This is a genomic window from Streptomyces sp. NPDC127129 (assembly GCF_042671585.1).
Lineage (GTDB): Bacteria > Actinomycetota > Actinomycetes > Streptomycetales > Streptomycetaceae > Streptomyces.
The window spans coordinates 314,575-327,829 of the sequence record NZ_JBHXTV010000009.1; the positions used below are offsets into that span (position 1 = coordinate 314,575).

10 protein-coding genes are annotated in these 13,255 nt (G+C 72.5%); all 10 read left to right on the top strand.

What is annotated here, in order from left to right; translation table 11 throughout:
• Positions 1-57: 57 nt before the first annotated feature.
• The 10 genes from hutU (at position 58) to ACFVGW_RS19815 (ending at position 13,177) form a co-directional block, all read left to right on the top strand.
• Positions 58-1,722, top strand: a complete 1,665-nt coding sequence (gene hutU / locus ACFVGW_RS19770) for a urocanate hydratase (RefSeq protein ID WP_385852885.1) — start codon at positions 58-60, stop codon at positions 1,720-1,722.
• A 17-nt stretch (positions 1,723-1,739) separates the two neighbouring features.
• Positions 1,740-2,930, top strand: coding sequence for an allantoate amidohydrolase (locus ACFVGW_RS19775; RefSeq protein ID WP_385852910.1), 1,191 nt, complete (start codon positions 1,740-1,742; stop codon positions 2,928-2,930).
• Positions 2,921-4,330, top strand: a complete 1,410-nt coding sequence (locus ACFVGW_RS19780; protein WP_385852886.1) for a formimidoylglutamate deiminase — start codon at positions 2,921-2,923, stop codon at positions 4,328-4,330. The genes ACFVGW_RS19775 and ACFVGW_RS19780 overlap by 10 nt, the downstream gene beginning before the upstream one ends.
• Before the next feature lie 26 nt (positions 4,331-4,356).
• On the top strand, positions 4,357-5,604 hold the full coding sequence (gene hutI / locus ACFVGW_RS19785; protein ID WP_385852887.1) for an imidazolonepropionase: 1,248 nt from the start codon (positions 4,357-4,359) through the stop codon (positions 5,602-5,604).
• Between the two features lie 789 nt (positions 5,605-6,393).
• Entirely contained in the window at positions 6,394-7,491 is a 1,098-nt protein-coding gene (locus tag ACFVGW_RS19790; RefSeq protein WP_383291145.1) for a GNAT family N-acetyltransferase, read from the top strand.
• A gap of 21 nt (positions 7,492-7,512) precedes the next feature.
• Positions 7,513-8,781 carry a glycosyltransferase gene (locus ACFVGW_RS19795; RefSeq protein WP_385852888.1) on the top strand — a complete coding sequence of 423 codons (1,269 nt, stop codon included), beginning with the start codon at positions 7,513-7,515 and terminating at the stop codon, positions 8,779-8,781.
• Positions 8,778-9,584 (top strand): polysaccharide deacetylase family protein, encoded by an 807-nt coding sequence (locus tag ACFVGW_RS19800; protein ID WP_383229165.1) that lies wholly within the window; start codon positions 8,778-8,780, stop codon positions 9,582-9,584. The genes ACFVGW_RS19795 and ACFVGW_RS19800 overlap by 4 nt, the downstream gene beginning before the upstream one ends.
• A gap of 83 nt (positions 9,585-9,667) precedes the next feature.
• Positions 9,668-11,647, top strand: coding sequence for a hypothetical protein (locus ACFVGW_RS19805; RefSeq protein WP_385852889.1), 1,980 nt, complete (start codon positions 9,668-9,670; stop codon positions 11,645-11,647).
• 40 nt (positions 11,648-11,687) lie between these two features.
• The gene (locus ACFVGW_RS19810; protein ID WP_385852890.1) at positions 11,688-12,116 is read left to right on the top strand and encodes a hypothetical protein; all 429 of its coding nucleotides are present in this window, start codon (positions 11,688-11,690) and stop codon (positions 12,114-12,116) included.
• Positions 12,113-13,177 carry a glycosyl hydrolase gene (locus ACFVGW_RS19815; protein WP_385852891.1) on the top strand — a complete coding sequence of 355 codons (1,065 nt, stop codon included), beginning with the start codon at positions 12,113-12,115 and terminating at the stop codon, positions 13,175-13,177. Before ACFVGW_RS19810 ends, ACFVGW_RS19815 begins: the two co-directional genes overlap by 4 nt.
• The last annotated feature ends 78 nt before the right edge of the window (positions 13,178-13,255 follow it).

The following is a 13,255-nucleotide window of genomic DNA, read 5'->3' on the forward strand; positions in this document are numbered from 1 at the left end:
TACAACTATTCATCAGGCCAGGATGTGAATAGTTACGTCACATCGGAGGAGGCACCCATGTCAGGACCCCGCCCCGTACGGGCCCCGCGCGGTACGGAACTGAGCACCCTGGGATGGCAGCAGGAGGCCGCCCTCCGGATGCTGCAGAACAATCTCGACCCCGAGGTCGCCGAGCACCCCGACAAGCTCGTCGTCTACGGCGGCACCGGGAAGGCCGCGCGCGACTGGCGCTCCTTCGACGCCATGGTGCGTACGCTGCGGACCCTGAAGCAGGACGAGACGATGCTCGTCCAGTCCGGCCGCCCGGTGGGCGTCATGCAGACGCACGAGTGGGCCCCGCGCGTGCTCATCGCCAACTCCAACCTGGTCGGCGACTGGGCCAACTGGGAGGAGTTCCGGCGCCTGGAGCAGCTGGGGCTGACCATGTACGGCCAGATGACGGCCGGTTCGTGGATCTACATCGGCACCCAGGGCATCCTCCAGGGCACCTACGAGACCTTCGCCGCCGTCGCCGCGAAGAAGTTCGGCGGCACGCTCGCGGGCACCATCACCCTCACCGCCGGCCTCGGCGGCATGGGCGGCGCCCAGCCGCTCGCCGTGACGATGAACGACGGCGTCGCGATCTGTATCGACGTCGACCCGCGCGCCATCGAGCGCCGCATCGAGCACCGCTACCTCGACGTGAAGGCCGACAGCCTCGCCCACGCGCTGGCGCTGGCGACCGAGGCGCGCGACGCCCGCCGTCCGCTCTCCATCGGCCTCCTCGGCAACGCGGCCGAACTGCTGCCGCAGATGCTCGCCGAGGGCGCCCCCATCGACATCGTGACCGACCAGACCTCGGCCCACGACCCGCTCTCCTACCTGCCGGTCGGCGTCGACTTCGACGACATGGCGAGCGCCGCCGCCAAGGACCCGGCCGGCTTCACCACCCGCGCCCGGGAGTCCATGGCCAAGCACGTCGAGGCCATGGTCGGCTTCATGGACGCCGGCGCCGAGGTCTTCGACTACGGAAACTCCATCCGCGGCGAGGCCCAGCTCGCGGGCTACGACCGCGCGTTCGCCTTCCCCGGCTTCGTTCCGGCCTACATCCGCCCGCTGTTCTGCGAGGGCAAGGGCCCGTTCCGCTGGGCCGCCCTCTCGGGCGAGGCCTCGGACATCGCGAAGACCGACAAGGCGATGCTCGAACTCTTCCCGGAGAACGAGTCCCTCCACCGCTGGATCAAGATGGCGGGCGAGCGGGTCCACTTCCAGGGCCTCCCGGCGCGCATCTGCTGGCTCGGCCAGGGCGAGCGCGACAAGGCGGGCGACATGTTCAACGACATGGTCGGCAACGGCACCCTCGCCGCGCCCCTCGCGATCGGCCGCGACCACCTCGACTGCGGCTCGGTGGCCTCCCCGTACCGCGAGACCGAGGCCATGCTCGACGGCTCCGACGCGATCGCGGACTGGCCGCTCCTGAACGCCATGGTGAACGTCGCCTCCGGCGCCTCCTGGGTCTCCATCCACCACGGCGGCGGCGTCGGCATGGGCCGCTCCATCCACGCGGGCCAGGTCTCCGTGGCGGACGGCACGAAGCTGGCCGGCGAGAAGATCCGCCGCGTCCTGACGAACGACCCGGGCATGGGCGTCATCCGCCACGTCGACGCGGGCTACGACATCGCGGAGCGGGTGGCGCAGGAGAAGGGCGTACGGGTCCCGATGCGCGAGGGTGACTCCGCGTGAGCGAGACGTTCCACGCCATGTGGCGTTCGCTGCGGCCCAACGGCCGCAGCGACGCCTCGGGCGGCTACCGCCGCTACGCCTGGACCGGCGCAGACGCCGACTGCCGGCTCTGGTTCCGGATGCAGGCCGAGGCCCGCCGCCTGAACTACGAGGTCGACCGGAACGGCAACCAGTGGGCCTGGCTCGGCGACCCCGCGGCCGGTGACGCGGTCGTCACCGGCTCGCACCTGGACTCCGTGCCCGACGGCGGCGCCTTCGACGGCCCCCTCGGCGTCGTATCGGCCTTCGCCGCGCTCGACGAACTCCGCTCCCGCGGGGTCCAGTTCAAGCGCCCCTTCGCCATCACCAACTTCGGCGACGAGGAAGGCGCCCGCTTCGGCCTCGCCTGCGTCGGCTCCCGCCTCACCGCGGGCCGGCTGACGAAGGAGCAGGCGTACGAGCTCCGCGACGCCGACGGCATCAGCCTCCCGCAGGCCATGGAGGCCGCCGGTCACGACCCGGACGCCATCGGACCCGACGCCGAGCGCCTCGCCCGGATCGGCGCCTTCGTCGAGCTCCACGTCGAGCAGGGCCGCGCCCTGGACCTGTCCGGCGACGCCGTCGGCATCGCGTCGGCGATCTGGCCGCACGGACGCTGGCGGTACGACTTCGCGGGCGAGGCCAACCACGCGGGCACCACCCGCCTCGTCGACCGCCGCGACCCGATGCTCACCTACGCCGAGACCGTCCTCTCCGCCCGGCGCGAGGCCGAACTCGCGGGCGCCGTCGCCACCTTCGGCAAGATCGCCGTCGAGCCGAACGGCGTCAACGCGATCCCCTCCCTCGTCCGCGGCTGGCTCGACGCCCGCGCCGCCGACCAGGACGCCCTGGACACCGTCATCGCCGGCATCGAGACGGCCTCCCGGGACCACGCGGCCCGCCACGGCATCGACCTCACGGTCGTACGGGAGTCCTTCACGCCCGTCGTCGAGTTCGCCCACGCCCTCCGGGACGAGATCGCCTCCGTCCTGGGTGAGAAGACCCCGGTCCTCGGCACCGGCGCCGGACACGACGCGGGCATTTTGTCCGAGTCGATCCCGACCGCCATGCTGTTCGTACGGAACCCCACGGGCGTCTCGCACTCCCCGGCCGAGTTCGCGGCCGAGGACGACTGCGTGGCCGGAGTGCTCGCGCTCGCCGACGTACTGGAAGGACTGGCGTGCAGGTGACGACGTACTGGCTGGAACACGCCTGGCTCGACACGAACGTCGAGCCCGGCGTGGTGCTGGAGGTCGCGGACGGCCGGATCACGGCGGTCCGTACGGGAGCCGACGCGGGAGCGGGACCGGGAGCCGGAGCCGGCGCGGAGACCACCGCGCGGGCCACCTCGGGGGCGGGCGGCACCACCCCGCCGCCCGGCGCCGTCGTCCTGCGCGGACTGACGATCCCCGGCCTGGCCAACGCCCACTCGCACGCCTTCCACCGCGCCCTGCGCTCCACCGTCCAGGTCGGCTCCGGCACCTTCTGGACCTGGCGCGAGATCATGTACCAGGTCGCGTCCCGGCTGACTCCGGAGTCGTACCACGCGCTCGCGCGGGCCGTGTACGCGGAGATGGCGCTCGCCGGCATCACGGCCGTCGGCGAGTTCCACTACCTCCACCACGCCCCCGGCGGCACCCCGTACGCCGACCCCAACGCGATGGGCGAGGCCCTCGTCCAGGCGGCGTCCGACGCGGGCATCCGGATCACCCTCCTCGACACGGCGTACCTCTCCTCCGGCTTCGGCGCCGCCCCCGACCGCCATCAGCTCCGCTTCTCCGACGGCACGGCCGACGCGTGGGCGGAGCGCGTCTCCCGGCTGAAGGAGCGCGAGGGCGTACGCATCGGAGCGGCGATCCACTCCGTGCGCGCCGTCCCGGCCGACCAGCTGTCGACGGTGGCGAGCTGGGCGCAGGAGCGGGGCGTACCGCTGCACGTCCATCTCTCCGAGCAGACGGCCGAGAACGACGCCTGCCTCGCGGCCCACGGCCGCACCCCGACCCAGCTCCTCGCCGACCACGGTGTCCTCGGACCGCTGACGACCGGCGTCCACAACACCCACCTCACGGACGGGGACATCGCGCTCATCGGCTCCTCGACGACGGGCACCTGCATGTGCCCGACGACCGAACGCGACCTCGCGGACGGCATCGGCCCGGCCGTCGCCCTCCAGCGCGCGGGCTCCCCGCTCTCGCTCGGCAGCGACAGCCACGCGGTCATCGACCTCCTGGAGGAGGCCCGGGCGATGGAGCTCAACGAGCGCCTCCGCTCCCGCACGCGTGGCCACTGGACGGCCGCCGCGCTGCTGCGGGCCGCGACCGCCGACGGACACGCGGCCCTCGGCTGGGACCGGGCGGGCACCCTGGAGCCCGGCGCTCTCGCCGACTTCACGACGATCGCCCTGGACTCGGTCAGGACAGCGGGACCGGTTCCGCGTCTGGCAGCCGAGACGGCGGTATTCGCAGCGTCGGCAGCGGATGTGCGGCATACGGTCGTGGGCGGCCGCCATGTCGTACGGGACGGGGTCCACCAGTCCGTACCGGACGTGCCCCGCGCCCTCGCGGACTCGATCGCCGCCCTGCGCGGCTGAAGCGGCTGAAGGAGACATCTCGCATCATGAACACCGGACCCGCGACGAGGAACAGCCCGGCGGCGACCTCCGCCCCCACGAGCGCGAACAGCGCCGTGGCGACGGCCGCCACCGCCATCGTCAACATCGCAAGCCTGGTCACCAACGATCCCTCCCTCGGTGATGGAACGCCCCTGGGTCTGATCCAGGACGCGGCCGTCGTCATCGAAGGCGACCGTGTCGTCTGGGTCGGTGGATCAAGCAAAGCACCCGCCACTGACAACCGGGTCGACGCCGGCGGCAGGGCCGTGATCCCGGGGTTCGTGGACTCCCACTCGCACCTCGTCTTCGCGGGCGACCGCACGGCGGAGTTCAACGCGCGGATGTCGGGCCAGGCGTACAAGGCGGGCGGCATCCGCACGACGGTCGCGGCGACGCGCGCGGCGAGCGACGAGGCGCTCTCGGCGAACGTCGCCCGCTATCTGCGCGAGGCCCTCGCCCAGGGGACGACCACCTTCGAGACGAAGTCCGGCTACGGACTGACGGTCGAGGACGAGGCGCGCGCGCTGCGCATCGCCGCCGCGCACACCGACGAGGTCACCTACCTCGGCGCCCACATCGTCGCGCCGGAGTACGCCGACGACCCGGGCGCGTACGTGGACCTCGTCACGGGCGACATGCTCGACGCCTGTGCGCCGTACGCCCGTTGGGTGGACGTCTTCTGCGAGAAGGGCGCGTTCGACGGGGACCAGGCGCGGGCGATCCTCACCGCCGGCAAGGCGCGGGGCCTCCACCCCCGGGTGCACGCGAACCAGCTCTCGTACGGCCCCGGTGTCCAGCTGGCGGTGGAGCTGGACGCGGCGAGCGCGGACCACTGCACGCACCTCACGGACGCCGACGTGGACGCCCTGGCGCAGTCGTCGACGGTCGCGACGCTCCTCCCGGGCGCGGAGTTCTCCACCCGCGCCGAGTGGCCGAACGCCCGCCGCCTCCTGGACGCGGGCGCGACGGTGGCCCTGTCCACGGACTGCAACCCGGGCTCGTCCTTCACCTCGTCCGTGCCGTTCTGCATCGCGCTGGCGGTCCGGGACATGGGCATGACCCCGGACGAGGCGGTCTGGTCGGCCACGGCGGGCGGCGCGGCGGCCCTCCGCCGCGCGGACGTCGGCCACCTCACCCCCGGCTCCGCCGCGGACCTCACGATCCTGGACGCCCCGTCCCACGTCCACCTGGCCTACCGCCCGGGCGTCCCCCTGGTGACGGAGGTCTGGCGCCGCGGAACGCGCGTGATCTGATCACGGCCCGACTGCGACCCGGCCTGACCTCGCCAGGGAGACCTGGTGAGGTCAGGTTCTCACCCCGGACGACCTGCCGCTTCAGATAACCGGCGGCCTCCAGCTCCCTCAGAGCCCCGGCGATCCGGGACTCGCCCTCGCGGAAGCGATGCGCGAGCACCTTGATGCCGACGAGAGCGCCGTCGGGCAGCGACTGGATGTACACCCCGACACCGATCGCGCAGGCGGAAAGGTCCTTGTGCTGGGCGAGATGGTTGCCCACGACGGTGAACTTCTCGTCGTGACGGTGACGTACGTGCGTCACACCGGCGCGGGAGGGTGCGGGCGCACTAAGCTGCGTTGCAGTCATGGGGAAGGTCTGACTTCCTTGATGATCAGGCCCTCGTTCGGGATGCCAGTCCCGGCGGGGGCCGAATTCGTTTGCGGCATATGCAAGTTGGCGCGACCGTACCGCGCCGACCGGCCGTTCTGTCACCTTGTCACCTGATGGTGTGAGTCGTCGGGTTTGGGTGGAAGCGGTTCTTACCCCCGTCCTTTTCAACGGGATGTCGTGGAACGCCGGTTCACCCACGACCGGGTCGCGTCCGGCCGCGATCCAGGTGTCCCATCGGTCGCTTGATCATCATGAGTCCCCCTCAGTCACAGATAGGCCGAGTGCCCTGTCCCGGAGGGTTTTCGACCGGTACCGTCCTGTAGCGGCAGGACTCAGGGGGGAAGACCGGGGGGTCGGAGTTGAGCGCTGTCCGTCATCAGGCTGTCCGCGAACAGGGCGGCAGCCGCAGGCAGTTCGTGCAGATCGTGAAGCCGGGGGAGCTGACCGACCGCGAGGACGAGGCGTGGCGGGAGTTACGGGGGAAGTCCGGGGCTCCCGAGAACCCGTTCATGGGGCCCGAGTTCACGCGGGCCGTCGCCGAGGTGCGGCCCCGCGTGCGGGTGGCCGTCTGGTGGGAGGACGGGGAGCCCGTCGGGTTCTTCCCGTACGAGAAGGCGTCGTTCGGGCGCGGGAGGGCCGTCGGGCTCGGGGTCTCCGACTGCCAGGGCGCCGTCACCCGCCCCGGCCTCGCGCCCTCGCCCCGCGCGCTGCTGCGCCTCTGCGGGCTCTCCGCCTGGGAGTTCGACAACCTGGAGGCCGGGCAGGCTGCCTTCCTGGGCGAGGCCGCCGAGTCGTTCGGCTCGCCCGTGATCGACATCGGCGAGGGCTACGCCGCGTACGAGGACGTCCTGCGCGCCCAGTCGCCCAAGTTCCTCAAGACCACCCTCGCCAAGGAGCGCCGCCTCGGGCGCCAGGTCGGCCCCACCCGGTTCGTCTTCGACGAGCGCGATCCGGCCGCCCTGCGCACCCTCATGGCGTGGAAGTCCGCCCAGTACCGCAGGACCGGCCGGCGCGACCGCTTCGCCAAGGAGTGGATCAACACCCTCGTGCGACGCCTGCACGAGCTGCGCGCGCCCGGCTGCTCCGGTGTCCTGTCCGTCCTCTACGCCGGCGACCGGCCCGTCGCCGCCCACTTCGGGCTGCGCTCCCGCACGGTCCTCTCCTGCTGGTTCCCCTCCTACGACCCCGAGTTCGCGAAGTACTCGCCCGGCCTCGTCCTCCATCTGCGGATGGCCGAGGCCGCCGCCGCGGCCGGGATCGGGATGCTCGACCTCGGCCGCGGCGACGCCGAGTACAAGGACGCGCTGAAGACCGGCGAACTCACCGTGTACGAGGGGTCGGTGACCCGGCCCGGGTTACGCGCCGGGCTCCACTGGCTCTCCCGCGAGCCCTCCCGCCGCGCCCACAGCTTCGTACGCAACCGGCCGGCGCTCGCCGCGCGCGGCCGCCGCACGCTCAACCGGATCGCCCGCCTGCGCGGCAGCGCCGGCGGCGGCGACACCGGCCGGGCCTGAGCCGACAACGGGGACACGCACATGCGACCACCACACGCCCTCTCCGTCGCCGACCTCGACCTCGGCTCGCCCGACGGACCCGTCCTCTCCCTCCGCCCGGCCCCCGGCGGCCCGCCGCCCGGGCCCGGAGACGTCTACGCGCTCGTCCGGCTCCGGGGCAGGCCCGCGGCCACCGTGCTCGGGCACGTACCGGACGGGGCGGACCCGGCGAACACGCTCGCCGCCCTCGCCCGCCCCCGCCTCGGCGAGGCCCGTCCCGAGGAGACCCTCCTCGACGACGCCCCGCGCCCCGGGCACCGCCCCGCCCCGCCCCGCGCGAGCGTCGTCGTCGCCACCCGTGAGCGCGCCGACCAGCTCGCCCGCGCCCTGGACTCGCTCCTCGACCAGGACCACCCCGACTACGAGATCGTCGTCGTCGACAACGCGCCCGTCACACGCGCCACCGAAGAGCTGGTCACAGGCGCGTACGGCGACCGCGTCAGGTACGTCCGCGAGGACACCCCCGGGCTCGCCGTCGCCCACAACACCGGCCTCGCGCACACCCGCGCGGACGTCGTCGCCTTCACCGACGACGACGTCGTGGCCGACCCGCACTGGCTGACCGCCCTCACCGCGCCCTTCGCCGCCGATCCGCGGCTCGGCTGCGTCACCGGCCTCATCCTGCCCGCGCGCCTGCGGACCCCCGCCCAGATCCTGCTGGAGTCCCACGGCGGCTTCGCCAAGGGCTTCGCGCCCCGGCTGTACGACCCGGTGCGCCCGCCCGCCGACGAACCGCTCTTCCCGTTCACCGCGGGCAGCTTCGGCTCCGGCGCCAACATGGCGTTCCGGACCCGGGCCCTGGAGGCCGCGGGCGGCTTCGATCCGGCCACCGGTACCGGGACGACGGCCCGGGGCGGGGACGACCTGTACGCCTTCGTCGCCGTCCTCTCCGCCGGATTCCGGCTCCGCTACACCGCCGACGCCCTCGTCTGGCACCACCACCGCGAGAGCTGGCAGGACGTGCGGAACCAGGCGTTCGGGTACGGCGCCGGTCTCACCGCGTACCTCACCGCCACCCTCGTACGCCGACCCGCCCTGCTGCCCGCGCTCCTCGCGCGGCTGCCCCGCGGGCTCGCCCACGCCAGGAACATGACCGCCAGCCGCCATGCCGAGGGCGGCGGGGTTCCCGGCGAGCACGGCACCCACACCCATCCCTGGCCTCGCAGCCTCTCCCGACTGGAGCGACGCGGCATGCTCTACGGACCGCTCGGTTACGCCAAGGCCCGGCTGCGGATGCGGGGTACGAGATGAGCGCGCCCGCCCACACCCGTATCCCGGTCCTCCTCTACCACGCCGTGATGGAGGAACCGCCCGCCTGGATCGCCGAATTCACCGTCACGCCCAAGGAGTTCGAGGCGCAGCTCGACGCGATCGTCGACAGCGGACGGACACCCGTCACCATCGGTGTCCTCGCCGACCACTTCACCGGGCGCGCCCCGCTGCCGCCCCGGCCGGTCGTCCTCACCTTCGACGACGGGTTCGCCGACCTGCCCGGTCCGACGGCCGAGGCCCTCGCCGCCCGCGAGCTGCCCGCCACCGCGTATCTGACCACCGGCGCGATCACCCCGGGGCAGGTCTGTCTGCTGCCGCCCGCGCCGATGATGGCGCTGAGCCAGGCACCTCTCCTGGAGCAGTACGGGATGGAGGTCGGGGCGCACACCGCCACCCACCCACAGCTCGACACGCTGCCGCCGAAGGAGCTCAGGCGTGAGCTGCGCGAGCCGAAGGCCGCCCTGGAGGACGTCCTCGGCCACGAGGTCCGGCATCTGGCCTACCCGCACGGCTACAACAGTCCGGCCGTACGCCGGGCCGCCGCGACCGCCGGATACGCCTCGGCCGTCGCCGTCCGGCACGCGCTCAGCTCCGAGACCGACCAGCGGTACAGGATCGCCCGGCTCATCGTGCGCCGCGGGCACACCGTCGCCGACGTGGAGGACTGGATGGACGGCCGGGGCGCCAAGGCGGCGCCGTACCCGGACTCGCTGCCGACGGTGGGCTGGCGGATGTACCGCAGGGCCCGGGCGCTGGTCACCGGGCCGGAGTTCGCGGGCTGACGACGGGTGGGAGGCGGTCGAGGCGGCCGCCGGGGCCCGAGGGGCGTGACCTGATGGCGAAGCGTTCGAAGGGGAGTTCCACCGTGCAACAGCGTGTGCCCGCACCGGCCACCGGAAGCGACGTGCCGCTTCCCCCCGCCCGGCGACCGGAGGCGGAACCGGATGCGGAGCCGGATGCGGAGCCGCGTACGGAACCGCGTACGGAACCGCACGCGGAGGCGGACACATCCGCGCGGAGCCGCAGACCCGGTCTGCGCACCCGCCTCCGCCTTCCGGGTCCGCAGACCGTCCTCAGCGCGCTGCCGCTGCTCGTGGCCGCCGTCCTCTGGGCGTACGCGCTGCCGCGGATCGGTTTCCGCGACATCGGCGACTACGGCCTCCTCGACCGCTTCCCGCTCGCGTTCTACGCCTCCCTCGCCGTCCTGACCGGCGGTTTCCTGGTCGCCCTGCGGCGGGCCGGTACGGCCCCGTGGTGGCCGGCGGCGTACAGCGTCGCGATGCTCGTGGCGCTCAAGGCGCCGCCCGCGATCCTGTACGACTCCGTGCGCTACGCCTGGGCCTCCAAGCACGACGCCGTGATCAGCCGGCTCCTCGTCGAGGGCACGGTGCACCCGCAGCGCGAGCTGTCCGGCGGGATGTCCGCGTACGACCAGTGGCCCGGGTTCTTCTCGCTCGACGCGGCGCTCGTCCGCGCCTTCGGCGTGGAGTCGGCGGCCTCGTTCGTCAACTGGGCGCCGATCGCCCTGGGCGTGCTCACGCTCCCCGTCCTGCTGCTGATCTACCGCACCTTCAGCGACGACTGGCGGCTCGTGTGGACCGGGGTGTGGATCTTCCAGCTGGCGAACTGGGTCGGCCAGGACTACCTGTCGCCGCAGGGCTTCTCTTACCTCCTCTACCTGACCGTCCTCGCCGTCGTCGTCCGGCACTTCGTCCGGCCCGGGTCGGCGGGACGGCTGCGCGACCGAACGCTCCTCGACCCGGCGGCGGCCGCCGTACCGCCGCCCACGACGCCGAAACAGCGCGCGATCTGCGTACTGATCATCGCCCCGCTGATCGCGACCATCAACGCCTCGCACCAGCTGACGCCGGTGATGCTCTGCGCGACGCTCTTCGCGCTCTGCCTCACCCGCCGCTACCGCAACGTCGGGCTGCTCCTCGTCACCGGACTGATCATGCTGGTCTGGGACCTCACCATGGGCCGGGTCCTCTTCCTGGAGACCATGAGCACCCTGAAGGACTCGGCGGGCGACCTGCTCTCCAACTCCCGCGCCGGGTACGCGGGCGAGCCCACCGGGCCGGGACCCGAACTGGTCGGCGCAGCCAACATCCTGATGGTGCTCGCGCTCGCCGTGCTCGCCGGCACGGCCGTCCTGCTGCGCCGCAGACTCGTCCGCAGCACGCTGCCGCTGCTGCTCGCCGCGGCCGCGCCGGTGCCCATGTTCGCCGTCAACGACTACGGCGGCGAAATGCTCTTCCGTGTCTACCTGTTCGGGCTCCCCGGCACCGCGTTCTTCGCCGCCGCCGCGCTCGTCCCGGCGGCGGGCGCGGCCGGCCGGGCCGCCAGGGTGGCCCGGCGCACGGCCGCCGTCGCGCTGCCGCTCGCCGTCACCGCCCTGCTGGCCGGATTCCTGCCCTCGTACTACGGCAAGGAGGGCATGCACTACGCCCCCCCGGCCGAACTCGCCCTCACCCGCCGTGCCTACGACCGGGCACCGGACGGTGCGCTGATCCTCGCCACCACCGGCTCCTTCCCGGGCGCGTACTACCGCTACGACCACTACGAGCGCTGGTTCTTCACCGAGCAGGAAGTACCCGAGAACCTGAAGATGCTGAAGGACCCGGCCGGCTATCTCGCCCGGGGCATCCCCGAGGGCCGCCCTGCGTTCGTCGTCCTCACCCCGACGCAGGAGAAGGCGGTCATCGGCGAGGGCTACCTGCCGCCGGGCAGCTTCCGGACCCTGAGCGAGGACCTGAAGCGCTCGCCGCTCTTCCGCGTGGTGGAGGAGAGCGAGCACGGGCTGGTCCTGGAGTACCGCGGCGCACGGCCGGCATCGACGCCCTGACCACCGCACCACCCGACCGATCCACGGGAGTACGCACGCCATGGCACCCGCACACCTCCGGCTCAGAATCGGCCTCGCGGCGTCCGGCTGGGTCGCGCTCGGCGCCGCCGCGCTGCCGGGCGGCTCCCCACTGCGCTGGATCCCCGTCCTCGCCTTCGTCGCCCTCGCGCCCGGTCTGGCGCTGCTCCACCCGCAGCCGACCGGGCTGCGCCCCGGCGCCCGACTCGAAGCGCTCGCGCTCGCCGCGCCCGTCAGCCTGTCGCTCGCGACGCTCGCGGCGACCTCCCTCTTCCTCCTGGAGGGTTTCTCCACGACCGCGTTCCTGGTCTCGCTGGCCGTCTTCGTGACCGTCGTCGCCGCGCTGCCGGGCGTCCCGCTGCCGGCGGCCACCCGGGGCGCCGTCGAGCGCGAGAGCACGGGCGTGCGCGTCCGCTTCCGGGCCAAACGAAAGCCCGGTGACGGGCGATGACGGGGCGGCATGCGGTACCGCAGCGGCGCGCCCACATGGCCGTCGCCCTCGCCGCCGTCGGCGCGCTCGCCGCCGTCATAGGGGTCTACAGCAGCCGGACGGGCGGCGCCGACGACCGCTGCGCGCCCGATGCCAAGCTCGTCACGCCGTGCGGCGCGTGGTGGGGTGCCTACGTCCCGTACGACAAGAACAGCTCGCTCACCGAGCCGGTGTACGCCCTGGAGAAGAAGATCGGCCGCAGGCTGGACCTGGTCTACACGTACCACGACATGTCGGGGAACCCGGTCGACGGCGAACTCCTCACCGCCGACGAGCGGGAGCTGGGACGTGACCGGCTGCTGATGCTGGCCTGGGAGTCCACCGTCTGGAAGGAGAAGCACCACGCCGGCTGGACCGAGAACCAGCTCGGCTGGAAGAACATCGCCTCCGGGATGTACGACGAGTCGATCATCGATCCGCAGGCGAAGCGCATCAAGGCGTACGGCAAGCGGGTCTTCTTCTCCTTCGACCAGGAGACGGACTTCCGCATCAAGGAGGGTGCCGGGACCCCGGCCGAGTACGTCGCCGCCTACCGCCACCTGCGCGACCGCTTCGAGAAGCTCGGCGTGACGAACGTGGTGTGGGTGTGGACCGTGTCCGGTTACCTCGGCCACAAGGACACGATGAAGGCCCTCTATCCGGGAGACGCGTACGTCGACTGGATCGGCATGGACCAGTACAACTACTACCTGTGCCACAAGTCGCCGAACTGGCTGGACTTCGAGGCCAGTCAGCGGCCGAGCTACGAGTGGCTGCGCGCGAACGTGTCCGCGAACAAGCCGGTCATGCTGTCGGAGTTCTCCACCGCGCCCGACCCGAAGCGCCCCGAGCGTCAGCGGGAGTGGTACGCCGAGATCCCCGAGGTCGCACCGAAGCTGCCGAAGGTCCGCGCGTACGTCCACTGGAACCGGCCCGTACCGGGCCCGAACTGTGATCTGACCGTCAACTCCGGCCCCGCGCTCGAGGGGTACAGACACGCCGGTTCCGCCCCGTACTTCAACCAGCCGGTGCCGCGCGGCTAGTCCGGTTGCCTATGCTTCTGCGGTGGTGATCACGCGGGTCGACCTGCGGAAACACCCTCAAACACGCACAACAGGCGG

What these genes read in the sequence shown, in the direction of transcription:
- ACFVGW_RS19815 (WP_385852891.1), top strand. Translation starts at nt 12,113, where the DNA reads ATGACGGGGCGGCATGCGGTACCGCAGCGGCGCGCCCACATGGCCGTC.
- ACFVGW_RS19775 (WP_385852910.1), top strand. Translation starts at nt 1,740, where the DNA reads ATGTGGCGTTCGCTGCGGCCCAACGGCCGCAGCGACGCCTCGGGCGGC.
- ACFVGW_RS19800 (WP_383229165.1), top strand. Translation starts at nt 8,778, where the DNA reads ATGAGCGCGCCCGCCCACACCCGTATCCCGGTCCTCCTCTACCACGCC.
- hutI (WP_385852887.1), top strand. Translation starts at nt 4,357, where the DNA reads ATGAACACCGGACCCGCGACGAGGAACAGCCCGGCGGCGACCTCCGCC.
- ACFVGW_RS19810 (WP_385852890.1), top strand. Translation starts at nt 11,688, where the DNA reads ATGGCACCCGCACACCTCCGGCTCAGAATCGGCCTCGCGGCGTCCGGC.
- ACFVGW_RS19795 (WP_385852888.1), top strand. Translation starts at nt 7,513, where the DNA reads ATGCGACCACCACACGCCCTCTCCGTCGCCGACCTCGACCTCGGCTCG.
- hutU (WP_385852885.1), top strand. Translation starts at nt 58, where the DNA reads ATGTCAGGACCCCGCCCCGTACGGGCCCCGCGCGGTACGGAACTGAGC.